Origin of the sequence: Cellvibrio sp. KY-GH-1 (genome assembly GCF_008806975.1) — a bacterium.
GTDB lineage: Bacteria > Pseudomonadota > Gammaproteobacteria > Pseudomonadales > Cellvibrionaceae > Cellvibrio.
This window is the reverse complement of sequence record NZ_CP031728.1, coordinates 2493458-2517708: the sequence shown is the minus strand read 5'-3', so window position 1 is coordinate 2517708 and position 24251 is coordinate 2493458. Positions and strand designations below refer to the sequence as shown.

General features: G+C 46.9%; 16 protein-coding genes and 1 tRNA gene. 8 read left to right on the top strand and 9 right to left on the bottom strand.

The annotated features are described in order from the left end of the window. The first annotated feature begins 154 nt into the window (after positions 1-154). The 3 genes from bla to D0C16_RS10925 all read left to right on the top strand — a co-directional run bounded on the left by bla (position 155) and on the right by D0C16_RS10925 (position 2229). Positions 155-1012 (top strand): class A beta-lactamase, encoded by an 858-nt coding sequence (bla, locus tag D0C16_RS10935; RefSeq protein WP_370458219.1) that lies wholly within the window; start codon positions 155-157, stop codon positions 1010-1012. Positions 1013-1237: 225 nt separating this feature from the next. Beyond that, the gene (locus D0C16_RS10930) at positions 1238-1492 is read left to right on the top strand and encodes a hypothetical protein (RefSeq protein ID WP_151032419.1); all 255 of its coding nucleotides are present in this window, start codon (positions 1238-1240) and stop codon (positions 1490-1492) included. Positions 1493-1803: 311 nt separating this feature from the next. After that, positions 1804-2229, top strand: a complete 426-nt coding sequence (locus D0C16_RS10925; RefSeq protein WP_151032418.1) for a hypothetical protein — start codon at positions 1804-1806, stop codon at positions 2227-2229. Between the two features lie 92 nt (positions 2230-2321). Here D0C16_RS10925 and D0C16_RS10920 read toward each other — a convergent pair whose 3' ends face one another. Further along, the gene (locus tag D0C16_RS10920) at positions 2322-4202 is read right to left on the bottom strand and encodes an SEC-C metal-binding domain-containing protein (RefSeq protein ID WP_151032417.1); all 1881 of its coding nucleotides are present in this window, start codon (positions 4200-4202) and stop codon (positions 2322-2324) included. A 171-nt stretch (positions 4203-4373) separates the two neighbouring features. On the opposite strand from D0C16_RS10920, the gene D0C16_RS10915 reads away from it, so the two are divergent. From D0C16_RS10915 to D0C16_RS10900, 4 genes are all read left to right on the top strand, one after another. Then, complete coding sequence (locus D0C16_RS10915) at positions 4374-5951, top strand: phage tail sheath C-terminal domain-containing protein (RefSeq protein WP_151032416.1); 1578 nt, start codon at positions 4374-4376, stop codon at positions 5949-5951. Positions 5952-6077: 126 nt separating this feature from the next. Then, a complete protein-coding gene (locus tag D0C16_RS10910) occupies positions 6078-6626 on the top strand; it encodes a hypothetical protein (RefSeq protein WP_151032415.1) in 549 nt (182 codons plus the stop codon). Positions 6627-6902: 276 nt separating this feature from the next. Further along, complete coding sequence (locus tag D0C16_RS10905; RefSeq protein WP_151032414.1) at positions 6903-8003, top strand: ADP-ribosylglycohydrolase family protein; 1101 nt, start codon at positions 6903-6905, stop codon at positions 8001-8003. Next, positions 7990-8994: an NAD(P)/FAD-dependent oxidoreductase gene (locus D0C16_RS10900; protein WP_191968692.1), complete on the top strand. Its 1005-nt coding sequence runs from the start codon at positions 7990-7992 to the stop codon at positions 8992-8994. The genes D0C16_RS10905 and D0C16_RS10900 overlap by 14 nt, the downstream gene beginning before the upstream one ends. A gap of 100 nt (positions 8995-9094) precedes the next feature. Here the strand turns inward: D0C16_RS10900 and D0C16_RS10895 are convergent, their stop codons facing one another. Both D0C16_RS10895 and D0C16_RS10890 read right to left on the bottom strand, forming a co-directional pair. Continuing rightward, the gene (locus D0C16_RS10895) at positions 9095-11929 is read right to left on the bottom strand and encodes a glycoside hydrolase family 11 protein (protein ID WP_151032412.1); all 2835 of its coding nucleotides are present in this window, start codon (positions 11927-11929) and stop codon (positions 9095-9097) included. Positions 11930-12511: 582 nt separating this feature from the next. Next, entirely contained in the window at positions 12512-13444 is a 933-nt protein-coding gene (locus D0C16_RS10890) for an alpha/beta hydrolase (RefSeq protein WP_151032411.1), read from the bottom strand. 505 nt (positions 13445-13949) lie between these two features. Between D0C16_RS10890 and D0C16_RS10885 the strand changes: the two genes are divergently transcribed. Continuing rightward, positions 13950-15452 carry a family 16 glycosylhydrolase gene (locus tag D0C16_RS10885; RefSeq protein WP_151032410.1) on the top strand — a complete coding sequence of 501 codons (1503 nt, stop codon included), beginning with the start codon at positions 13950-13952 and terminating at the stop codon, positions 15450-15452. 64 nt (positions 15453-15516) lie between these two features. Here D0C16_RS10885 and D0C16_RS10880 read toward each other — a convergent pair whose 3' ends face one another. The 6 genes from D0C16_RS10880 to D0C16_RS10855 all read right to left on the bottom strand — a co-directional run bounded on the left by D0C16_RS10880 (position 15517) and on the right by D0C16_RS10855 (position 24059). Further along, complete coding sequence (locus D0C16_RS10880) at positions 15517-16668, bottom strand: AraC family transcriptional regulator (protein ID WP_151032409.1); 1152 nt, start codon at positions 16666-16668, stop codon at positions 15517-15519. 71 nt (positions 16669-16739) lie between these two features. Beyond that, entirely contained in the window at positions 16740-17390 is a 651-nt protein-coding gene (locus D0C16_RS10875) for a GntR family transcriptional regulator (protein WP_151032408.1), read from the bottom strand. Between the two features lie 549 nt (positions 17391-17939). After that, the gene (locus tag D0C16_RS10870) at positions 17940-20585 is read right to left on the bottom strand and encodes a glycoside hydrolase family 3 protein (protein ID WP_225318983.1); all 2646 of its coding nucleotides are present in this window, start codon (positions 20583-20585) and stop codon (positions 17940-17942) included. A 453-nt stretch (positions 20586-21038) separates the two neighbouring features. After that, positions 21039-22202 (bottom strand): slipin family protein, encoded by a 1164-nt coding sequence (locus D0C16_RS10865; protein WP_191968691.1) that lies wholly within the window; start codon positions 22200-22202, stop codon positions 21039-21041. 316 nt (positions 22203-22518) lie between these two features. Next, positions 22519-22587, bottom strand: a tRNA-Leu gene (locus D0C16_RS10860). Between the two features lie 248 nt (positions 22588-22835). Next, positions 22836-24059: an RtcB family protein gene (locus D0C16_RS10855; protein WP_151032406.1), complete on the bottom strand. Its 1224-nt coding sequence runs from the start codon at positions 24057-24059 to the stop codon at positions 22836-22838. Between the last annotated feature and the right edge of the window lie 192 nt (positions 24060-24251).

Sequence of the window (24251 nt, the reverse complement as noted above, 5' to 3'; positions counted from 1 at the left end):
TCCTCATTGAGTATCAACTTCCGGTATTGGCCGAAATAGTCGATGTGCCAAAAGCGGATACTGGACTTTTTCGCTGAAAGCCGATTTGCACTAAATTAATATCGAACAATAACTTTAAGGATTTATAAGTGTGAGATTTTCAAATTTTTTCAATTTGCATACTTTTTCATTGATAATTTTTACCTCTATCCCATCAGTTGCTATCAGTCACGATTACACTCCTGTTGAAAAAGAAATTAAGTTCATCGAGAAAAATCTATCCGCTCATATTGGTGTTGCTGTGCTGAATACCAAAACGGGGGGTCATTGGCATTATAAGGGTAATGAGCGAGTTCCGCTGGCGAGTACTTTTAAAACTATCGCCTGCGCTAAATTGCTTCATGACGCTGAAAGTGATAAGGCACTATTGGGCCGCACTGTATTGGTCAAGAGTGACGAGCTAGTAGCTTATTCGCCAATCACAGAAAAATATGTAGGCCAAGAAATAACACTTAAAGATGCATGTGCAGCGACAATGCAAACGAGTGATAATACTGCCGCTAATATAATTATAAACGCAGTGGCTGGAACACAAGGTATAACAGACTTCATTCGAAGCATTGGAGATGATGTCACACGGTTGGATCGTTTTGAACCAGAACTAAATGAAGCACTACTTAATGATATTAGAGATACAACAACGCCAAACGCTATTACAAAAACGATAAATACACTTTTATTTGGTCCGGTTCTTTCTAAACCAAGCCAGCTACAACTCAAAGAATGGATGATAAACAATCAAGTTACAGGTAACTTACTGCGTTCAGTATTGCCTGAAGACTGGAAAATTGCTGATCGTTCAGGGGCTGGAGGATTTGGAACAAGAAGTATTACAGCTGTTGTTTGGGGAGAAGCTCAACCCCCTTTAATCATAAGTATATATATTGCGCAAACAGAAGCATCTTTTTCTGAACGCAATGAGGCTCTGGTAAGGATAGGGCAATCTATTTTTAATTCTTATTCAAAGAAGTAGTCTTAAGGCTAACAAGCGACTGTGCCAATAACTCCTTTAATTGACACTTAAAATCACACTCCAAAGACCGCTATTGAGCTGCGAACAAGGTCCGCTTTTGGCCGTTAACTGACTTTAAATAGCATCGTTTATACGCTCTACGGGTGCCTTCTAAATTATCGACGATTTACACCAGAGCAAACCTGCGAGTTAAGAACGACAGCTCATGAAATGTGTTAGGAAATTATGAAACTCACCATTTTCGTTTTATTACTGTTTAGTACTTTTAGTTGGGCTTCTGAATATTCCGAAGATCAGCTTGCCGACCTAAAAAGTAGCTGGCTTTTAAATGAACCAAAATCCTATAGCTATACACTGCGACATGGTGGTGTTTTCGGCTACACGATTGAAAAAATAACTGTTCGTAAAGGCACTTGCACTGCGCGCGCTCAAAGTGTATATGGCAAAAAAAGGCAGCCTTGGAAAAAAAAGCAAATGTGAAGGGCATAGAATTCACGAACTAATTTCATCCGTACAAAAGCAAGAGCGTGACGGCGTGTTCCAATCTGAAATCAGATTAAACTCTGAATATAAATTCATATCCTACTATTCAGTAGAGCCTAAAACTGAATTTACTGATCAAGATTGGTATTTTGAGGTTTTGAATTTTAAGGCTAAATAAAGCCTAACAATTACTGCAACTCGCGCGCGGATACTTTCAATCTGCAACCGGAAACAATGTCATGTTGCGGTTCGTTCCTCACCAGCAACCTACACGTGGTAAATAAACCCAATATTCTGAAAATGAAAAAATGGAAGTTATCGTAATTGTTGGCATTCTGATTTTTATCGGCTCATGCGTTGCCTTTTTGCATCACTACCGTATGCGTTCCATTGCGCTAAGCCGCAGTGACTCCGATATTTGCCGTTACGCACGATCATTTGATTATCGCAATGTTGATACCAAAATCATGCGCGAGGTATACAACCATGTTCAGGAGTGGGCGGGTAAGTACGAAGGTATTCCTTTTCCTGTTGAGGCTGATGATTGTTTTGATGAAATTTATAAAATGGACGCCGATGATCTGGAGTATATGTATGCAGACATCGCGCAGAAATTAGGGATCAGCACCGAAAGCCCGGAAGCGAACCCCTATTGGAATAAAGTGACTACCGTAAAAAATTTAGTGTTGTTTTTGCATAATCAGCCAAAAGTAAAAGATAGTCGGGTTGCGTAGGCTTTTGTATGATTTGGTTTGCGATAAACATTTATCCTGTTGATCGCGAGTAGCGCGACCCGTCATTGCTCCGGGCCGCGTTGCTCATTTTCTTACATTTTTTTAATCGATGTTTTTAACCACTCCAGCGCGCCTTGTTGTTGCCAAAGTTCCAGAGTGTCATCGCGATAAAACCAGGCTTCTGGTTTTCCACCAATTTTAATTCCATATTTATCGGCAGGAGGCTGCTTGGGGGATTTGGCGAGGAGCATTTTAATCGCTACATCAAAACGTGAGGCGATAGTTTTCAAGCGTGCGAGTGCTTCTGTATGTTGGTTGTTCAAGTAAAGCGCCAGAACATGGTTGAGCGGTACTGCGCACAATCCATCGTCTTCATAGTGGCTTGCAAGCAGGATTGCTTGTTCCAATTGGTTGTTTGCTATGTATGCCGTTGTTAATTGCGTGCGAAACCCGTGGTTATCGTTAGGGTTTAGTTGTATTAGGCGTTCCGCATGATGGATGAAGTTTTGCGTTAAGCCCTCGGACAATCCCAGCAGTGAGACTTTGTGCGCTAGCAGGCGCAATGCGGGTCTGTTTTCCATGAATAGCCATGGTAGCTTGGTGGTGGATGGGTGGGCGGCTAGCTGTGCATCCAATAGGTCTGCGGCTCGGTCTAATAATACCGAGAAAAAGTCGAACCAATGTTCCTGCATTCCTCCTGCGTTAAGAATCGTATCTGCTCCCATCGCCAGGTCATCCAATACGTCAAAGCTATTCCACAGCAGGGGGTTAGTTTGCAGTAACGGTAGCCAGCCTTCTGCACGACGCCAGAAATCAATGTCGTCATTGCTGAATGTTGTTAATTCCGGTTTGTTGGATTGTGCTGTTGCCGCCCATTGTCGCTCCAGTGTTGCTAATGTCTTTTCGGGTTGCAGCATGGCTTCGTCGGCATGAATGTCTAATTGGTAATGCGCTGCAATGGCGGGTGCGGAATCTAATAAACGATTCAATTCCACCAACGCTGGCGGTTGGTTTTCATTGGTTGATGCAGCTGCGCTCAGGGCTGCGCGCGGGTCTTGTGTGCACTGCGCGAGTAAATCCAAAAAGCCGGGGCCTACATCGCCACTGCGTTTGAATCTCGCTAACCAAAATACTGCGCGTGCTTTGGCTTGATCAACGTTGCCTTCAGCAACCAAAAGCGTTAGCTCCAGTAGCGCCAGTGACGGCGCATTAGGGTCGAGTTTTTGTGCGACGAAATAACTTTTCCATGCAGACGAAATATCGCCGGCATCTATTTCTATTGTCGCTTTGCGCTGCCAGGCATCCGCGCGCAGTTGCTTATCCTCTGCTTCACAAGCGCGTTGCAGCAGACGTTTACGTTTGAGCGGTTTATCTTCCTCCAGATACACATCCATCAGAATATCGAACAGCCAGCGGTGACGCTTGTTGAGTGTCACAGCGGGTTTAAACCAGGGTTCCAGTAATGCCAGAACGCGATCCATTTTACCTTCTTCCCGCCACTGTTCCGCCACATCCGCCAGTGCCTCACTATTGACCTTGCTTGATGGAAGGGTCGCGAGCATATTCTTGGGCGCGCATTCCAGTGTGTAATACAACATGTTGAAATCGGCGAGTGGGGAATTATGCATTTCCAACTGGCTACAACACTGTTTGTATTTTTTGCCTGAGCCGCAGGGGCAGGGCTGGTTGCGCTCGGGTTTTGGTAGCGGATGTACAGCAAAATCGTGCTCAGGCGTGGGCGTGTGGTTATAAATTTGTACTCCGAGCGCGCGAAAAAACAGTGCGGCGGGGCCTGTGGCTGGGGCCACCTGCTCCGCTAATCCAGGGGCGAGCGAGGCACCATGCGTTGCGATCCAGTTGAGAAAATTAATCGGATCTGCCGAGCGATAGAGGATTCCTGCACTGATGCGCAGCAGCATTTCAAAATCGTCTGCATCGTCTTCCGAATCATCGGGTAATAGGTAATCAGTCATCGTGGTTATCTTCTTAATGGTGATGCCTGAATAATACCATCGTGTAATCCCAAAAAAGAAATCATCGTAGTCGTTGGCTTGTTAATGGTTATCTGGCCATAATAATTTTTCTCCCCTCCCGAGAAAGATCCAGTTAACATTACCAAATCAGGAAATTAGGATGATATCAATATGGCAACTCTTTCAACTCCCGGCGTTTACGTTGATGAACTTAACGGTTTTCCTAATTCTGTTGTCCCTGTAGCTACCGCTGTTCCTGCGTTTATTGGCTATACACCGAAAGCAGAATATCAGGGCAAGTCTTACTACAATAAACCGCAAAAAATAAATTCGTTTGCGGAATTCCAGGCAATTTTTATGCTGGATAATCCCGCACCTCCAGCGGATGCGGCCAAACAATATAATCCTGAATATTATCTGGTTGCTCAACAAGCTAAGCCAACCAGAGGGGATTACATGATGTTGGCCGGCACTTATTATTCTATTCTGCCGGACCCTAGTACTATTTATTATTTGTACAACAGTGTGCGTTTGTTTTATCAAAACGGAGGCGGTGCGGCGTATATAGTTTCGGTGGGTGGTTATGGCCCTGCCAATAAAAAACCATTGGCTGATCCTGCTGCGCAGGTGGTTAATCCCAACGTTAGATTAACTGACTTACAAACGGGTTTGGCACTTCTGCAAAATGAGCCCGAGCCGACAATGTATATTTGCCCGGAGGCAACGTTATTATCGATTGCTGACAATGGCACCTTGATGCAAAGCATGTTGTTACAAGCGCAAGCTATGCAAACCGCAGTGTGCATATTTGATGTGATTGGCGGAGCTTGTCCTGACCCTATTTTGTATACCAATGACATTCAAGCATTTCGGAACAACACGGGTAATTCCGGCTTGAATTATGGTGTGAGTTATTATCCGTTTATTTGCACAACTGTTATGCAGCCAAGCGATATTGACTTTACCAATTTATTTGGCGGGGATACCAAACAGCTTGAACCCTTGTTGAATCCACCGAGTGCCCCTAACCCGGTTGCTGCGCAAATTCTGGCAATGATTCAGGCTCCGCCACCTAATCCAATGTCCAATAGCCAGCTACAGGCCGCCTTGCTTACCTCCAGCCAACCTTACCGCCAAATTATTGATCAGGTGTTGAGTATCGCCAACATTTTACCTTGCAGCGGCGCAATGGCTGGTGTTTATACCCTTAACGATAATATGAGTGGTGTATGGAATGCACCGGCTAACACGGGCATTGTGGGCGCGGTAGCATTGCCGATTCGTTTATCCGATTCTCAGCAAGCAAATTTGAATGTTGATGCTGTTTCGGGCAAATCAATCAATGCGATTCGTTTTTTTAATGGCCAGGGAATTTTAGTTTGGGGGGCAAGAACACTCGATGGCAACAGTCAGGATTGGCGTTATATTTCTGTGCGCAGAACTATGACGTTTATTGAGCAATCGGTAAAGTTGGCCGCGCGCGCTTATGTGTTTGAACCCAATGATGCCAATACCTGGAGCGCAGTAAAAAGCATGATTGCCAGCTTTTTGACTGACGTGTGGCAAGAAGGTGGCTTACAAGGTGCTTCTGCTGCCGATGCGTTTCAAGTTGATGTTGGTTTGGGTTCAACTATGACGGCAGATGATCTGTTAAATGGTTTTATGCGTGTGTCGGTAAAGGTGGCGGTCGTTCATCCTGCAGAATTTATTGTGTTTACTTTTGAACAACAACAAGCTAAATCGGGTTAGTAAATATGTCTGGTAAAAATTTTTACCAGACATATAAATAATTTCCCGCTTTTGCATTGACTAGTCGACAGTACAAGTACCATTACCCCTAGGGGGCTATCCTTCGTTATTAGAAAGGTCAGAAAAATGATTGCAGCTGGGTACATGGTGAAGTTTATTGACGGTGCTTTCATTTGGCATAATGGCGTCAAGTTGGATGAGCTGTATTGTGTTGGCTCGCATTCTGTGCCCGATTTTGCAGACTGGCTCCCATACGATAAACACAATGGCTACTATTTCTTTAACTCTTATCGAGAAATTATGTCTTTAGCTAAAGATCTATCTATTGATCCAAGTAGAGGCAAGTTGTTTTTCTACCAGGTTTACGAAATGGAGTTCGATATACACACCAAGAGCTGGGCATCTTTTTCTGCTGAAGCCAAATACAAAACATTGGTTGAAAAACCTGAAAATACAACCATTCAAGGCTATGACATAGTCGCATATAGCTGTGGAACGACGGCGGAATGCTCGATTCTATTTTGTAATGGCCTAGCTGACACTGTTGGCATAAATAAACATCTGCTTTTTCATTCGTTTAAAGGTGCTAAAGAATTTCTGGAGGCCTGTAATCCATTGGAAATTCTTGATGGGCCACACAGAATTGTTGAAGTTCATAGTGTCGAAGGTTTCTAACCCGCAACTTCGATAAAAATCCAATCCCAGCAACGCAAATGTAGTTTGCTTGTCGCTCGCAAAAATCCGTACTCCGACCGTAAGTGCAACTTTCTTGTGCTTACCCAGGGCGATAAACTTCTCGTAACACTTCTTCATACCCGGTTTCATTGGCATTCCTGCGCCTTTGGCTCCCTTTTTATTCACGCCTTGGGTGATCCCAATTCGGCTGGAATTCGAATTGTCTTTTGATGGCTACCTAATTGCGTTGACAGTAGATGATCCGGTGGGAGTGAGATGCAAAGTTCGTTAATACGGGGGCGTGCAAAGGCGGCGTTACAATTGAGTTTTATTGCTGATGCCTTGGCGATGCCTGTGCATTGGTTTTATAACCCGTTGGATATTTACCGGGCGTTTCCCGATGGTGTTGAAGGGTTTGCCGCGGCGCCGGCTTTCCATCCGTCGTCGATTATGAGTTTGCACTCAACCAACGCGGGTGGCCGTGGCAAGCAAGCCACTAGCAGTGAGCCGCAAGTGGTGGGCGATGTTATTTTGAAAGGCAAACGCCAGTACTGGGGCATTGCGAACCAGCACTATCACCGGGGGATGCGCGCCGGGGAAAATACCTTGAACCTGCATTGCATGCGCGTGGTATTGCGTTGTCTTAATCAACACGGCGGTCGTTATGAACGCGTCAGTTTCCTGCGCGATTACATTGCGTTTATGACTGCTGATGAACCACAGCATCCGGATACCTACGCTGAATCCTTTCATCGCGGCTTCTTTGCCAATCTGGTGAATGGCAAGCCTGCGCACAAATGCGGCGCGGCGACTCACGACACCGCATCCATTGGTGGTCTAGTCATGATTGCTCCCATCGCCATCGCAGAATTGTTGTATGAGCGCTCACTAAAACGTGTGCAAGATGTGTGTCGCACCCATTTATTTCTCACCCATCCCGATGAGCAACTCGCCGCTATATGCGATGTGTATGTTGCGCTAATTGATGCTTTGCTGTTTCGCGAGTTTTCATCAACAGCAAATATTCAGGATGCACGTTTGATGATTGCGGCTGTCGCAAAGAAAACTGCCGGCGTGGAATTGGCGCAGATTGTGCAAAAGCATGAATGGGATAATCAGGTAATTGGCAAGCTGTTTTCACGCGCGTGTTATATCGAAGATTCGTGGCCCAGCGTGTTATATCTCGCATGGAAATACCTTGAGGACCCGCATCGTGCCCTGATCGCGAATACCAATCTGGGCGGGGATAATTGTCATCGTGGCGCTGTCTTAGGAGTGCTCTTGGGATTGGCGACTGCCCAGGGATTGGATGATTGGTTCGATCAATTGGTTGAAGCAAATTCACTACGCGGAGAAATTTATTTTGAAACCCATTAACGAATTCGATGTAGTGGTGATTGGTGCTGGTATGGCAGGCATAACGGCGGCAGCGCGCTTGCAGGCCTTGGGGCGCAAAGTCTGTGTACTTGAAAAATCCTACAACCCCGGCGGGCGTATGGCTACGCGAGACAAACCGGAAGGTTGTTGGGATCACGGCGCACAATATTTTACCGCGCGTTCGCCCGAATTTCGCGCGCAGGTTCAGCGCTGGGTAGAGCAGGGGTCGGTCGCGCATTGGAAATCGCCTATCGCCGTGTGGGATGGAGAGCAGCTTAGTGCGAGCCGCTCGCGCGAGCGTTTTGTGGGAATGCCGCGCATGAAAGCGCCGCTGCTTGATATGGCGAATCACCTGCAGATTGTTTACAACGCACTGGTGACGCGCGCATTTCGGCAGGGCGATGAGTGGATTATTGAGGCTGCTGGATCGGTCTGGTGCGCGCATCAGCTAATTATTGCGCTGCCCGCTCCACAAGCGCGCGCATTGTTACCCTTGGGTACTGAAGCATATTCAGTGGCCGCAAGTGTAGTGATGGAGCCTTGCCTCGCACTCATGGTTCGGACAGAGCAGGCGCTGGGTCTGCCGTTTGCGGCAGCGTTTGTAAATGATGGTTTGCTCAGCTGGGTTGCGCACAATAATCGTAAGCCGGGTCGTGTATCCGGCAATCATTTCTTACTTCATGCCAATCCCATTTGGTCAGCAGATAATATTGATGCTACGCCAGCAAGAATTGAAACAGCGATGCTGCAAGAATTTAACCGGCTATTAACTCATTGGTTGCCGGGTGAAAAAATTCCACGCGTTGATGCTAAATATTTCCATCGCTGGCGTTATGCGCGTGCATTGGTACAGCCTTCGATTAACAAGGCTGCGTGGCCCGAGCTGGGGCTGGCGCTCGCGGGTGATTGGTTGGGCGATGGCCGTGTTGAGGCCGCTTATTGCTCCGGTTTGGCGGCGGCCAATGCGTTGGAAAAAACGTTGTTGTTGTAACTGAAATCCAGGCACTGAAATGAAAAAAATTCCCACCGCTGTGCAGTGGGAATTTTTTTGGCTAGCTCTACATAAAAACCCTTGCCGGCTTCCCTTAACCTTAGAAACCTTTGTGCTTGGTTACCCAGGGCGAGCGGCACAAACGGCAGTTGGTGCCGATGAACATGCCCTTGCCGGAATTGGTTAAATCATCCTTGAGCATCCAATTTAACCAGCCCACGGCGACTATCCCGAACTCACCACCATTATCCTGAAAGTAAGCATCGCCATGACCCTGCGGGTAGTTGGCGTGATAGACAGGAACATTATTCACTTCACTGTATTCCTGTAAGCCGGGGTTGTACGCAACATCGCGCGAGTCGCCGTTGAAGATGGCAATTGGGGAATGGAAACGTGGGTAATAATTAAATCGGTCGCCATAGATTCCCAGGCCGCTGTTCAGCGCGACTGCGGTGTCCACGCGCGGATCTACCGCCGCAAAGTGCGCCATGCCTCCGCCGCACGACCAACCCATAGTCGCAATTTTTTCGACATTCAGTTTTCCGTAAAATTGGCTGCATTTGCGACCATTTTCTTTAACCGCCCAATCAATGGCTTTTACCAATTCCGTTTCGTGTTGATCGTTGGAGCCGGAACCAAATGGGCCGCCGTTAGCAATAACGAGATAGCCGTTAGACGCAATTTGCAAGAGGAAATCCGCTTGCTCGGTGCCCACATTTGAACAGGCACCATTGCCCCACACAACGATTGGAACATTATTCGCGCGGCTTAAATCCGGGCGATAAATAGTGTGGTTGGGCAGTGTTTGTGTCGCATGTTCGATGGCATAACCAAAGGCGCCAGACGGCGGATTCTTTTGTTCCTGGCGTGTGACCGCGCGGTTGTAATCAATGGCGCTGGGTGTTTGGCGATCTGCTGCGCTGCATTCGGGTTCTTCGGTGCCGGTGAATACGCCACCGTTGCTGGAATAAATGGCAAATCCACTGAGTGTGCCGTTATCAATTTTTGTGGTGAGGCTGATAGTGAGTTTGCCATCGTTCACAGCAATATTATTTACGCGTTGGTCGTAAGCGGTATTGCGTCCCACCAAGCTGTACAAATCGAAATCGGACAGAATTTGCTGGCCTTCAACGCTAAGATCAAATGAGCGCGCACCGGCGGCGTTGTGATAGAGCTCGGCAAAATGCAATACCAGACTGTAGGTTGCATTACTGACCGGAATTTCATAACTGTAAGTGCCGTAGCGTTCGGATTGATAGATTGCATCCTGGGTAGTACCAGCGATGTCTGTGGTAACTGTTTGAGTTGTACCGCCCGACGCAAAACGATCCCCCTGATAAATAATTCCATTTAACGTCGCTGCAGAAGAATTGCCTGCATTCACGGCATACACTAACTTTTCCGTTGCGCTTGAGCTGCTGGACATTCTTGAGCTGGACATACTTGAACTGGACGAGCGCAAAGAGCTGGATGAACTGGTGGTAGGTGATGAACTTATTGCACTGGACGATGGGCGCGAGCTGCTCAGGCTGCTGGACAAACTGCGCTGGACACTGCTTGCAGTGCAGACGAGTCCGCCTTGATTTGTTGGTTGACTCATGCAGGTGCTATTGCTGATACAACTTCTGTTATTTTCCCATCCCCAGCCGCTTTGGGTGGTTACACAGCTTGGATAGAGGGTACCGTACCAGTTGCACTGGCACTGGCACTGGCCGCCACCGCTGGAGTTGGATGCGCTGCTGGTAGGCCGGCTGCTGGAAGTCATTGCACTGGTGCGCACACTGCTTGAGGCTAATGCGCTGCTGGTTGTGCCGATACTACTGGTTGTGCCACCACAATTGCCGCTGAAGCAATCGGTCGTTGAACCAAAGCCAATGACACCATTGCAATGCATTAATTCGCTGTTGCCACCGCCACCGCAAGAACCATTGGTATAAAACGCGGTGTTGTAGGTCATATCTTCGGCTTGCCGTGTTTCACCGTTCACCTGGATGTAATCGACCTGTACATCGAGATTGCCTGAATCGTTGTCGTATTCAACATTGATATCGCCAGAAGCGTTGCCGGTGTAAATGTAGTTTTGATAACTGGTTGTCAGCGTCCAACTTCCGACATTTACGCCACCCACTTTCAAAAAAATATGTTCAGAACCCGTGACGCCGCGCGCACGTACTGTAATGGCGCCCGAGCCGACACTCGTCGCACTGCTGCGCGCACTGGACGTTGTATTGGCCGCGCTGCTGTTGATTCCGCCAGCGCTGACAGTGATATCTGAACTGCCGGTGCTTTGATAACCTTCAGTGGCCACAATTTGGTAATCGTGATTGCCGAGCGGTAAACCTTTGCTGGCCCAAAAATTGGCATGATTGGCGAAGGTAATGGTTCCGGAAATATTTCCGAATCCTTTTTTGGGATTGCGCACACTGAAATATTGATAAAAAGTTTGGTTGCCATCAATTGACGGTTGATTGACGCGTTGACAGCGGCGCACGTTATAGGTTGCGCCATCACTTTGAAAACTGCCGTAGTCAGTACCGCCAGAACAGCCTGCTGGATTGTAGGAGCCATAGCTTTCAATAACGTAATACTCGATGAGCGGGCTTCGTGTCCAACCATAAAGTGCCAGATAGGTATTTTGGCTATTGCTGCCACCGTAATTGCCGCTATAGCTAATAACCCGTGAGCTGTTGCCTGGTTGCCATCCCTTACCACCGACCCAATTGTTGGTGCTGTTGTTCCATTGCGAGGAGTAGCGCCCGGCACCGTATAAGGTCATGGTTGCACTGCCGGAGTCTTTCCAGAATGAATAAAAAAAACCGTTATTGGTACCCGTTGAATTGCTGCTAAGTGTTTGCGCGTTGGTTGTCGTGGCGCAGATAGCGACTAGCCCGAATACTGCGGCACTAACCAATTTTTTTACACGAATAAATTTCATAGCGATTGACCTCCATAAACATGAAGCACATTAAATTTCAGGTTGATAGTCATAATTAATCTCGATAGAGCCTCCGTTCGATATTGGGAGTAAGAGAGGGGATTAAGTCATCCTGATGTTTAGGTGCAGGCGTGATACGCGGGGCGTGGTCCGCCGAGTCTGTTTTTAGTTGCAGAGATGTTATTCAAGTGAGGTTATTTTAAATATTGTATGTTTATATGGATATTAAGGTTTTTCCGAATTGTACGAATTCGCAAACTGGTTCTAGTAAGTGGTAATCCAATCGTTGGTTTTATGCGGTAGTTCAAATTTTTAGCGATCAGTTAAGCGCATTGTTTTTTGTATGGAAAACTTTCATCAAAAGTGGAAATTTTCCGCATTGTTTTTCTATCAAATATAAAAAAATATTTTCCAATGCGAATCCAGGCGCGTAAACACGCACATAGAAATATCCTGGTAAACAAGGGTTGCAGCTATTGGGGGGAGAGTTGGAAAAATAAACTGGCTTAATTCGGAGGGCGGTGTGGCGCAACGCGAAGAGTTGCAGCCTGAACGACAGTCAGGCTGCAACGATGGATGCAATTAGCGTTTCAAAAATCCATTCACATCCAACCAGTGCATATAGGCATCAAACCATTTGTTGCTGGTGCGATCCGGATTGCCCAAACCAAAACCGTGACCGCCGTTTTGATACAAGTGCAACTCCACTGGCACTTTTGCTTCGTACCAGGATTTCACCAAACCTATGTCGCCGTGAAAGAGGAAATCGTCAATCGCGATAGCGACAAACATCGGCGGAGCTTCTTTAGGTACTTCTACCGCATTCATGCCACCGTAAATGGGCGAGATAAATGCCAGCTTCACTTTTTTGGAGCGCAAGGTGGTGGCCATAGTGAGACCAGCACCAGCGGAAAAACCCATCATGCCCAATTTTTTTAAATCGACATTCCATTCTTTAGCGCGGCTACTAATCAGCGCGTAAGCCGCTTCAACATCTTCCAGTTGATCCTCCAAATTTCCGCCCGGCATCTTGGGCGCTGAACTTTTATCGCCAGAATTTTTCGCCGCGTCGGCAAAGCGCTGGGTCATTTGCTTTTCGAAATCCTCCAGCGAGTCGGCGGTGGGTTGCAAACGATATTTCAATACGAAAGCGTTGATGCCACGCGCAGCGAGAGCTTGAGCAACTTCCCAGCCTTCATTACCCATCGACAACCACATGAAACCTCCACCGGGCGCAACTATCACGCTGGTGCCGTTGGCTTTTTTCGGGTCCGCCAGGAAGGGCGTCAGGGTCGCCTTGGAAATATTTCTAGCCATAGGGTCGCCCCACTGCCGAAACCAGCTTTCTTGCGCCGGCTGATTTTCAACTCCACCGGTATTCAGTGGAATTGCACCTGGCTCTGGCGGTGCATCGATGGGATACATTTTTCCATCCTGCGCAAGGGCTGCGGAACTTGCTAGCCAGATTAGTGCGGGAATAAAAGATTTGAAAAACCGAAACGATTGCCACTGCATAGGCTGTGCTCCTGAAAATAATGTTTAGGCGACGCCATGCGCATCCTTAGATCCGCTGGCCGCCTGGGCTGATATCAATGTGTATACATAACTCCAATCAGTTGTAGGTGTAGTGCTGTGGATAGTTATGCAAAAAAACGGGAGTGTTGGCCTTTATTGTTATGGTGCCCAAACTCTTGCAGGGCGGGATAATGGCACGCAGTACCAAACCCATAAGACATTAAGATTATAATATAAAAACTGGTGCGTGGAAGGGATAACGTCAATGATCTGTGTAAAGTCTGTTTAAGTAATGTTGAAACGACTGACAAATCCTTTTAAGCAGTTCTCATTATTCTCCTGCTGCGTGCTGTGTCCCATTATCCCCGCGAAAACGTGACCAGTTATTCCCGCCTTAAAACAAAAGTGGGACAAAATTTCGATTAAAACTTTTGTAAATTTCTGCGGTGTTACCACGCAAGTTTTAATTCCTTCCAATTTCCACAATAAACATAAGGAGAGTTACATGTTTACTAAACAATCTATCTTGCTAATGACTTTCGCCTTCTGCGTCAGCGTCCTGGGTTCATTGAACGCTGCTGCCAAACCCTATAAGGGGGCGGAGATTTACAGTGCAGAATCCACCAAATATGGCCGCTATGTTATGCGCATGCGCATGGCCAAGGGCAGCGGCGTGCTCTCAACATTTTTTACCTACAAGAATGGCTCTGAAGTTGCGGGTACCGTGTGGGAAGAAATTGATATTGAAGTGCTGGGGAAAAATGAAGCCTATCAAATGCAAAGCAATATTATCGCCGGCGCCCCGCGTCAGACGACTGAGGGGTTGCATACCGCTTCGCAATCGCTTGCGGATGATTACCATACCTATGCGCTGGAATGGACTCCGGAATATGTGACCTGGTTTATTGATGGTCAACAAGTAAGAAAAATAACTGGCGGGAATCTGGTTGCCACTTTGATGAATCCTCAAAGCATGCGCTTTAACATTTGGGCATCAACCAGCGAGTCCTGGGTAGGCGCTTTTAATTCGTCGATTTTGCCGGTATATCAATTTGTTAATTACATGGAGTATTACGCCTACAACACTGCATCAAAAACCTTCACGTTTTCGTGGCGCGATGATTTTAATAGCTTTGATGCTAATCGTTGGAGTAAAGCGGATTGGACTTTTGATGGAAACTATGTGGACTTCGATCCAGCCAATGTGGTTGTGCAAAATGGCACGCTGGTGTTAGCCCTTACCACTGAGAGCAACAAGGGCTTTAACGGAAGCGTTCCTGTCGATGGTGCCGCGAGCAGCCGTGCAAGCAGTAGTGCCATGCCGAGTAGCCGCTCAAGCAGCAGTATGGCAACCACTAGCAGTGCAACTACCAGCAGTGCAACCACGAGTGTAAGTAGCATCGCCCGTTCTTCCACAGCATCTAGCAATTCCAATACCGGTACAGGACAGTGTAATTGGTATGGAACACTTTACCCTCTGTGTATTAATACCAGCAGTGGTTGGGGTTATGAAAATAACCGCAGTTGTATTTCACGCAACACCTGTGCGGCACAACCTGCACCCTTCGGTATTGTAGGCGCGGCTGTTTCTTCAAGTTCCGTTCGTAGCTCGGCGGCACCATCCTCATCCAGTAGAAGTTCGGTAATATCCAGTGCATTGCCATCCAGTAGCAGAACGAGTTCTTCCAGTTCAGTAGGCTCGGTCAATTCCGGTGGGCTTACGTGTACTGCAAAGCTGGTGAATAACTGGGGAAACGGATACCAATTGGACATCACCGTTAGCAATACCGGTACTGCTGCAATAAACGGTTGGAGTTTAACGTTAAACTTTAGCGAAAGTCCGCAACGCACTGGTGGTTGGAATGCGGTATTCGGTGGTTCAGGAAATGTGGTTACCGCAAGCAATGTGGGTTGGAACGGCACTATTGCACCCGGGCAGTCGGTGAGTTTTGGCTTGCAAGGTAATCACGATGGTTCATTTGTATTGCCAAGTTGCCGCGTTAACTAGCCGCGCAATACATTTTTTTTAGCCTACAGAAGTAGTGCCGCGTGCGGCACTACTTCCATTGGTGCTAAATAGCTGTGCGATAGTTTGCCCTGGCGGACTCACTCGCCAATTTACGAAACTCAGTGGGGGAAACCCCAACGAGTCGACTAAAAAAACGATGAAAAGCCGATTTGCTGTTAAAGCCAGCCTGCGCATAAATTTCGTTGATCGTCAGGTTTGAAAATTGTGTGTCGGTGAGTAATCGCTTTGCTTCATTGATCCGATAGAGATTAACGTATTCGTTGAAATTAACCTGAAAGTGCTTGTTAATCAGTGTTGATACGTCGCGGTAGGGAATATTAATGTGCTCAGCGAGGCGTTCAATGTTCAAACGCGGGTTAAGGTAGAGCTTTTCAATTTCCATCGACTGGATAATTTTTTCAATGGGATAGGTGTCGATATGAAATTCGCTGTCCGGAGGAGAGCTGCGGCGCGTCAACTCTTTATTGATGTGTACAATACTGTAGACCAGAAGCGCGCTAATTAAACCTGACGTAATATAGTTATCGAAAATGCCGAACAAATCTGCTGCACTGGCACCCCAAAAAAAGCCCAAAAAATGCGTGCCCAATGACCAGCTCCAATTCAATAAACTACCCCAAACCAAAATCACCAACCAGTGATGCCCGAGTGTTGGCGGGTACGTATCGGGCTGCGCTTGCCTGTTAACGCCATGCAACTTGTGAAGCGCCATGGCTGCGTAGAGCAACGGAATAGTTTTTAGTGAGTGCCATTCATAGACAGACAAAATATGAGTGAGTTTGTCCGGCTGAAAATCGGTTCGAACAACACTAGTGAGCGGGTAGTTAATGGCAATAGCGAAAAAATAGATGACCAAAGGTAGCAGATGAATAGCGTCCGCACGGGTGATTCGATAAGCCGGTGAGGTAGCAGCAGATACATAGCAATAAAGCAAAGGTCCTTTTAATAGCAGCGAGCAAAATAGCAAATAGGGCACCAGATAGTTATCCAGAACCGGGTGAATTTTTAGCGTCGCTTGCCAAAATAACAGCACAGAGCCAATGCCAAGCGCGATATCGAATAGAAAAGCAAGCAGCAATATTTTTTCTATTCGACTTTTAGCGGGATGAAAGCTCTGGCATAGGGCGAGTATCAAGCATAAGGTCGCGGTGATAAACAATACGACATCATGGATGTTAAATAGAGAATGCTTCATGGATTAATACACTCCGCGGTTCACTCATGTTAAGTGCCCTTGCGCAGCAGAAAATGAAGCCGGCTCGAAAACTAGACGAATAAGCTTGGGTGATTTTTAGCTGCGGATCGCGCGTACATTTCCAGCGTATTAGCCAGCTCACAAATTGCTTTTATGGATTTGTCTGTTGCACCAATAATCAGGCCGTCCAGAACTAATCGATAGAGTTTGGCAATGGGGAGGAAATCGCTGCGTCGTTTATTGGAAAGGCGCAAGGTTCTGTCGATGTTAAGTTTTTCTTTAAATATTATTTTATTCAAGCGTGGAAATCCATTTAACCCGGACAGTGTTAGGTAAAAATGATGGTCCGCAGCGAAAAACTCATCCTCCGAAAACACAATGCAATTTTCGAGCGCTAACATTTTATCGCGCAAATGCGTGACGGAAAGACATTTCTCGATGTTACTTGACTGAACATCCTTAAGTATCGCGATTACTATGGATCTGATGATAAATATTGAATCCAAAATACTGGTCAGCTCGAGTTTACAGATGGTAGTACAGCGCTGCGGAATAATTTGAACGAGATTGTCTTGTGCTAACAAACTGAACGCTTCTCTCACTTTGGATCTGGGGGTGCCCAGTTCTTTGGCCAGGTCCATTTCAGAAAAATGACTGCCTGGTGCGTACTCCATGGATGCAATTTTTACTCTGATTACATCGTAGATAGATTCGTTCAACATAGAGATTCCAGGGAAATAATTGCCCGCCGTGAGGCATAAATTTGTACATCTGAATAACCTCGGGCGTTGGTAGTGAGCGTAAATTCAGAAATCTGCTGCAACGAAGATTAAGACGGTGCTGCACGCGCTTTTTTGTTTATTTATCTTGTTGTCATTTTTACCATTATTAAAACATACAATATTTTTATATGGGTTTCAATCGACTGAATAAATATAAATTTGTTACTCGGTGAACTAGTATGTTAGTCATATCAAGATGAATTCGATTACATCTACACTGGATTGAGGTGAAAGTTTGACGTCTATTGCTGCAGAAAAGTATTTTTTGAAATTTGCGGCGATAAGCGAAAAAAATAAAAATATTGGCGCCTGTGGCTTTCTGTAACAGCTAGCTAACTTTGATAAGGTGTCGCCGTTTGAGATGCTCGCCTGCATCAATTTAGGTGAATTATTCTTCTATAGTGAAATTCCGACTTCATAAAAATGAAGCCGGAATTTTTTTCGCGCGTTGAAATGTTGATGGTGTAAAAAAACAAAAATAACAATGAATTAAAATGTTGTGCTGTGCGTAATTTGCAGCTGCGCAGCTTGACCAGCAGTCGCTCCCAGATCAGCGCGTAACCCAGGTTGACCACCACCAAGCCACAGGTCGACTTTGCCAGACACCAACTTGCGTTGACCAGTTGCGTCCACGGTGCTCAGGCTTCGCGCATCCACACTGAAAACCACTTTTTGCGTTTCTCCTTTGGCAATATGCACGCGTTCAAACGCTACCAGGGTGCGTATCGGGCTGTTGGGAATCTCCGGGTGTGAAGCGTAAAGTTGTACAACTTCGTCTGCATTCATAGTGCCGGTGTTAGTGACGTCCACCGTAACGCGCAGCGGTTTCTTGCCATCCCATTGTTTACTTGATAGCGCAAGTTTGCTGTACGCAAATTTGCTGTACGAAAGTCCGTAACCAAAAGGATACAGTACCTCGCCGGTGAAATATCGGTAGGTGCGATTTGCCATGGAGTAATCGTTGAATGCGGGCAATTGTTCAAGCGATTTATAAAACGTCACCGGCAGTCGTCCTGCTGGGCTGAAGTCTCCAGCCAGCAGGCGAGCAATAGCGTCGCCACCTTGTCCTCCGGGGTACCAGGCTTCGATAATCGCCGTGGCTTTTGCTGCTTCTTCGTTAATGGCCAGCGCGCTGCCATTCATTAGTATCACTATGACCGGTTTACCTGTGGCGTAGAGTTTTTGCAAAAGCTCGCGCTGTACCACGGGTAGGGATAAATCGGTACGATCTCCTCCAACAAATCCGGGTAATGGCACAGGCATTTCCTCGCCCTCCACTTGCGCGGTTAGCCCACCCACAAACACTACCGCATCAGCATTGTTTGCCGCCGAAACTGCCGCCTCGGTTGGCTTATTCGCCGGTAAGCTCCACACCAATTGTTCGCTGCCTTGCTCGCCGCGTTGAAAGGCTTCAATTTTTAGACGATAAATTTTTCCTGCGTCGAGTTGGGTATTTCCACTCGCAATTACCGGCCGCCAATCAACATTCCAGGCATCCAAAATTAATTGGTCATTAATCCAAATACGATATCCGCCGTCGGCCAAATAGCGAAAACTGTAAGTGCCAGTCTCGGGTGCTTTAATGAATCCACTCCAGCGTACAGCGCCGCTGGCTACTTCATTGGTCCAACTGAGTCTTGCGTTTGAGTCAATCCGCTTTTGTGTCGGTTTGGTGGCCATATGTTTATCTACAAAATACTCGGCCTGCAAACCCTGTTTACGACATTTGGCATCCACACAAAAAACGCTATCGGGTACTGATATCTGTACCGGGTCTAATAAGCCCGTGCCTTTTTCATAATGGATATTGCCCTCACCAAAACGAGCGCGCAGTCCTTTTAATGCGGTAACAGGCTGGGATGGTGTGCCGTTGTAATTACCCACGAGCGCTTCTACGCTGTCGGCATTGGGGCCAATAACAGCAATTTTTTTAATGGCGGATGTGAACGGCAAAAAACGGGACTTATTTTTTAGCAGAACCAGAGAGTTTTCTGCCATGGTGCGTGCAAGGTTGCGATGTGCGTCTGTATCATTGTCGCGCGCGGTAATTTTTGGAAAGACCTGAGTTCGTGGATCAAATTGTCCCAAACTCATTCTTGCTGTAAATAAGCGAGTGAGAGAGATATCTATTTGTGCTTCAGTAATCAGGCCTTTGTTCAGTGCGTTGCGAATGTTATCTGCTTCGTTGGCGTCGCCGCAGATTAAATCCATGCCGGCTTCAAAGGCTGCTTTAATTCCTTCTTCGGGCGTTTTGGTGTAGCCGTGATTTGCGCTGTGATAAATATCAAATACCGCACCGCAATCGGAAACGACGAATCCATCAAAGCCCCACTGGCTGCGCAATTTATTTTCCAATAACACATTGTTTGCGCACGCCGGAATTCCGTCTACCGCATTGTAAGCACACATGACCGATTTGGCTTTTCCTTCCATAACGGTTGCGCGGAATGCAGGTAAATAAGTTTCCTCAAGATCTTTTGCGCTTGGATTTACATTGTCGCGATGGCGGCCAGCTTCAGGCCCACTATGAACTGCAAAATGTTTGGGCGTTGCAATCGTTTTGAAATAGTGAGTGTCGTTGCCCTGCAAACCTTTTACGAAGGCCACGCCGAGGCGCGATGTTAAATACGGGTCTTCACCGTAAGTTTCCTGTCCGCGTCCCCAGCGTGGGTCACGAAAAATATTGATGTTAGGTGACCAAACGGTTAAACCACCAAACCAATCGGAGCCGCCGAACCTATGTTGTTCTGCGAAATGTTTTGCGCGAAATTCGGTGCTGATAACGTCCGCAACCTTATACATTAGTGGCGCGTTCCAGGTCGCTCCCATACCAATTGCCTGGGGGAACACGGTTGCCTCGCCGAGCGCGGCAACGCCGTGCAAACCTTCGTTCCACCAATTAAATTCGCGCACACCCAAGCGCGGAATGGCGGGCGCGTCATTGATAAGTTGTGGCAGCTTTTCATCCAGCGTCATGCGCGATACCAGGTCCTGCGCGCGCTCCTGAAAACTGAGTGATGTGTTTTGGTATTTGGGTAAAGTCTCTGGTGTATCAGCGTGAACACTAGCGGCAACTATCAACGCGCCCAAAGGCAGCGCGAATAATTTGACAAGTGTTTTCGGGAGGCTGGACATTCTTATTATTCCTATTAGGTAATTGCCGATCGTTAAGTTAAGAGCCGCTACAAACCGATACCGAAGGCTCAAATATTGTTGTTGTCAATAATACTATAAGACAAATAAAGCGCAAGGGATGGGAAAATGTGAGGGGGGATGGGTGACAGGCGGATTGATTGCTCAATTTGAGTCGCTTATTAAGTGCCCTGGGGTGCGACCATCTTTAGGTTAGGTGGGGTCTTTTAGTTAACCTATGAAGGCAGCGTGATGAATATTGCGCGGTCCTCTGGAATTGCGAAGCGGCAGTTTGATAAATATCAATTTCCGTTGGGCCTTCTTATCAGGTTTAGATATTTACGTTATTCAATTGGCTGCAAATGACGTATTGCGTGGGTCCGCTATTAGAAAAATAACGGCCAGCGTGGCTGGCCGGGAGATGATTTAATGTGGCCAGCACAGCTGGCCACCTAGTCACGCTTTCGCAGTTCTGTCGGTAATTCTCACCAAATCGTTCATCACACCATCCAAACCGCCGTAGACGTTCAGGGTGTTGATTCTGCCGGTGATTTTTTCCAGTACTTCCAGTTCTTTTAAACGCAACAATACAGGGTTGCCTTCCATGACTTTTGCGGTGTTGTGCAATGAACGGGTTGCCTGGGTTTCTTCCTGGCGTTTGATCAGGTTGGCTTCGGCGAGTTTTTGCGCTTCCACTACCTGGGTCAAAATCGCTTTCATTTCGCCGGGCAGAATTATGTCCCGTGCACCGACTGACTTAAGTGAAATACCGTATTGCGCAGATTTTTCACTCACTAGCGCCAACACTTGTTGGTTAAGTGAATTTTTATCAGCCAGCAATTCATCCAACGTCTGGGTGCTGACAATGGTACGCAATGCCAGTTGCAATTCGCGATACAAATAATCCTTGCTGTCTGCCAGTTCGCGCTTCACAATTTCTGCATCCACAATTTGCCATACAGCAGATAAGTTGATGCGCAAGCTTACGCGATCTTTAGTTAAAATTTCCTGACCGTTAACTTCCATGTTTTGCAACCGCAAATCGAATTGTTTTACTTCAATAGTGCGATTGTATTTCCACCACATATGCAAGCCAGGTTGCAGGCTGCGCTGGGTGGTGCCATCGACCATTAAGAAACCCATATGGCCTTCAGCTACGTTGTTTAGTGCTATGGCAGTCATTGCGGCTTTGCTCAGCAAAGGGTCCCGCACACCGGAAAGTACACGCACCAGCTTTTCGGAAATTGCAAAATTTTCACTGATGTCAATTTTCTCCAGGCTGATCAAGTTCTTTTGCTTCCAATAGGCGCCGCGTTGGCTGGGGCCTTTGATATCGCGCAAAATACCTTGCTGGTAAACCAGGCCGATTTCGTTTTCACCGGTTTCCCACTGATGCAAGTAGTCCGCAAACGCTGCAGGGTACAAATCAGCGAGATATAAAACGTCTTTGTTTACGCCGTCGCTCAATGTGTTAGTCACGTTGATTGATTGCACGGTTAATTGATTTTTCCAATCCCAGAATTCATGGGTGCCAGTGGCTAGCACTTGCTGGAATTGTTGCTCCTTGTACAGCAAGCCTAATTGGCTATCGCTGATGATGTATTTTTTCTTAAGTTTCATTTTTTCATCCTTTGCCATTCCTGGCTTTGTTGTTAGTGCAGGGCCTCCACAGGAAGCGGGCACGAGGGAATTTAGTAACGGGCAGTGACGAATCATGTGCGTTCCATTGCCTTGCAATCCCTGTCTGTTGATCCATGTTACACAATCAATTGCGGTGATCACCGTTGCGCGTTAATCAATTTGTTCCTCGTGGCAGCGTCCTGTTTGGAATTGCGGTGCTGATGAAATCCTTTGCCTTTTGAAAATCCTGTATGTCAGCACAATAAGTCCGCGGAGGCCTGCGGTATTGCTTTTTTGATAGGTTGGAGGACCTATTTGCTAGCCGGAGTTGAACCGGCAACCGGTTGAACCTTAATCAACTGCTCTACCAATGAGCTATAGCATTGATGCCTTGGCTGGAGTCGAACCAGCGCACGAGAATTTTTAATTCACTGCTCTACCTCTGAGCTACAGGGCCTTTATTTGGCAACTGCCTGATCCCGATACACAAATCACCAGTGGTGTCTGTGTCAGCCCGAAATAACCGGAGCCGCTGTGACCATTCAGCGATGTTATTTTTCCATCAATAACAATCTGCCAAATTCTGTTTATCGCGCGCCTCCCTGCGCGGATTGTTTAATTAATTTTTTTCGCTTAACCTTTAACGCACAGCACTTGTTTCAGTGTGTGGACAATTTCCACCAAATCAGACTGCGCGCTCATCACTTTTTCGATGGGCTTGTAAGCCGCTGGTGTTTCATCAATTACATCTTCATCTTTCCGGCATTCCACACCTGCTGTCGCTAGTAAATGTTCATCCATGGACACGCGACGTTTTGCTTCAGCGCGCGACATCACTCGCCCCGCACCGTGGCTACAGCTACAAAAACTTTCTTCGTTCCCCAGTCCGCGTACGATGAAGGATTTTGCCCCCATGCTTCCGGGGATAATTCCCATCTCACCTTTTTTCGCGCTCACTGCGCCTTTACGGGTTACCCATACATTTTGTCCGTAGTGGTTTTCTCGGCTGATGTAGTTGTGGTGGCAATTCACCGCTTCCACATGAGCTTCAAACGGAACTTTTAAAATATCGCGCATAGCTTGCAGTGTTCTGGCCATCATCACTTCGCGATTGGTTTTGGCAAAATCCTGTGCCCAGGCAACTGCTTCGACATAATCGCGAAATTTATCGCTCCCTTCGGGTATGTATGCCAAATCCTTATCGGGCAAATTAATAAACCAACGCTCCATATCTTTTTTCGCTTGCTCGATAAAATGTGTCCCAATCCGGTTACCTACACCGCGCGACCCGCTATGCAGCATCACCCAAACGGCATTATTTTCATCGATACAAATCTCGATAAAGTGGTTTCCGCTTCCCAGTGTTCCCAGTTGTTTCATGTTGTTGGTGTTTTTTAGAAACGGATGCTTTTCTACCAATTTTGTAAATCCATCACTTAGCGACGCCCAAGCACCCAATACATCTTCCGGTGCATTTGCCCAGCTTCCCTTGTCTCTCATTCCGCGCATAGTCGGGCTGCTTCCGTGTGGCACTTTTTTCTCTATCTCGCTACGCAATGCCGTTAATGAATCCGGCAATTGCGATGCGTTTAAGGTGGTTTTTGCGGCCATCATTCCACATCCCAGATCCACACCCACGGCGGCGGGAATTACTGCACCTATGGTTGGGATTACGCTGCCGATGGTTGCGCCTTTGCCTAAATGTACGTCTGGCATTACCGCGATCCACTTATGGATAAACGGCATGCTCGCCATGTTGTTCACTTGTGCCCGCGCGTTCTCATCGAAACTTACGCCCTTGGTCCAGGACTTCACCGGCACTTGCCCTTTGTTATGCATGACCTCGTAGTTGCTCATGATCTTTCTCTTATCCTTTCGTTTTGTTTGCATCTGGGTAATTGCAATCACGTTGCCAACTTTGTCCTTGGTGTTTAATTAATTTATAAGCTGTTGAAATTAATAGGTTTTATTTTTATGGTTGGCGTTACAGCTGAATTTGGATAGGATGGCTTGGCTAACTTTTATATCAAAATTGATAGGATCTTATCT

Bases quoted from the DNA above. Each gene is read 5' to 3' on its own strand.
- D0C16_RS10870 (WP_225318983.1), bottom strand. From the start codon at position 20,585: ATGTCCAGCCTCCCGAAAACACTTGTCAAATTATTCGCGCTGCCTTTG.
- D0C16_RS10865 (WP_191968691.1), bottom strand. From the start codon at position 22,202: ATGAAACTTAAGAAAAAATACATCATCAGCGATAGCCAATTAGGCTTG.
- D0C16_RS10910 (WP_151032415.1), top strand. From the start codon at position 6,078: ATGATTGCAGCTGGGTACATGGTGAAGTTTATTGACGGTGCTTTCATT.
- D0C16_RS10890 (WP_151032411.1), bottom strand. From the start codon at position 13,444: ATGCAGTGGCAATCGTTTCGGTTTTTCAAATCTTTTATTCCCGCACTA.
- D0C16_RS10895 (WP_151032412.1), bottom strand. From the start codon at position 11,929: ATGAAATTTATTCGTGTAAAAAAATTGGTTAGTGCCGCAGTATTCGGG.
- D0C16_RS10855 (WP_151032406.1), bottom strand. From the start codon at position 24,059: ATGAGCAACTACGAGGTCATGCATAACAAAGGGCAAGTGCCGGTGAAG.
- D0C16_RS10925 (WP_151032418.1), top strand. From the start codon at position 1,804: ATGGAAGTTATCGTAATTGTTGGCATTCTGATTTTTATCGGCTCATGC.
- D0C16_RS10920 (WP_151032417.1), bottom strand. From the start codon at position 4,202: ATGACTGATTACCTATTACCCGATGATTCGGAAGACGATGCAGACGAT.
- D0C16_RS10915 (WP_151032416.1), top strand. From the start codon at position 4,374: ATGGCAACTCTTTCAACTCCCGGCGTTTACGTTGATGAACTTAACGGT.
- D0C16_RS10930 (WP_151032419.1), top strand. From the start codon at position 1,238: ATGAAACTCACCATTTTCGTTTTATTACTGTTTAGTACTTTTAGTTGG.
- D0C16_RS10905 (WP_151032414.1), top strand. From the start codon at position 6,903: ATGCAAAGTTCGTTAATACGGGGGCGTGCAAAGGCGGCGTTACAATTG.
- D0C16_RS10880 (WP_151032409.1), bottom strand. From the start codon at position 16,668: ATGAAGCATTCTCTATTTAACATCCATGATGTCGTATTGTTTATCACC.
- D0C16_RS10875 (WP_151032408.1), bottom strand. From the start codon at position 17,390: ATGTTGAACGAATCTATCTACGATGTAATCAGAGTAAAAATTGCATCC.
- D0C16_RS10885 (WP_151032410.1), top strand. From the start codon at position 13,950: ATGTTTACTAAACAATCTATCTTGCTAATGACTTTCGCCTTCTGCGTC.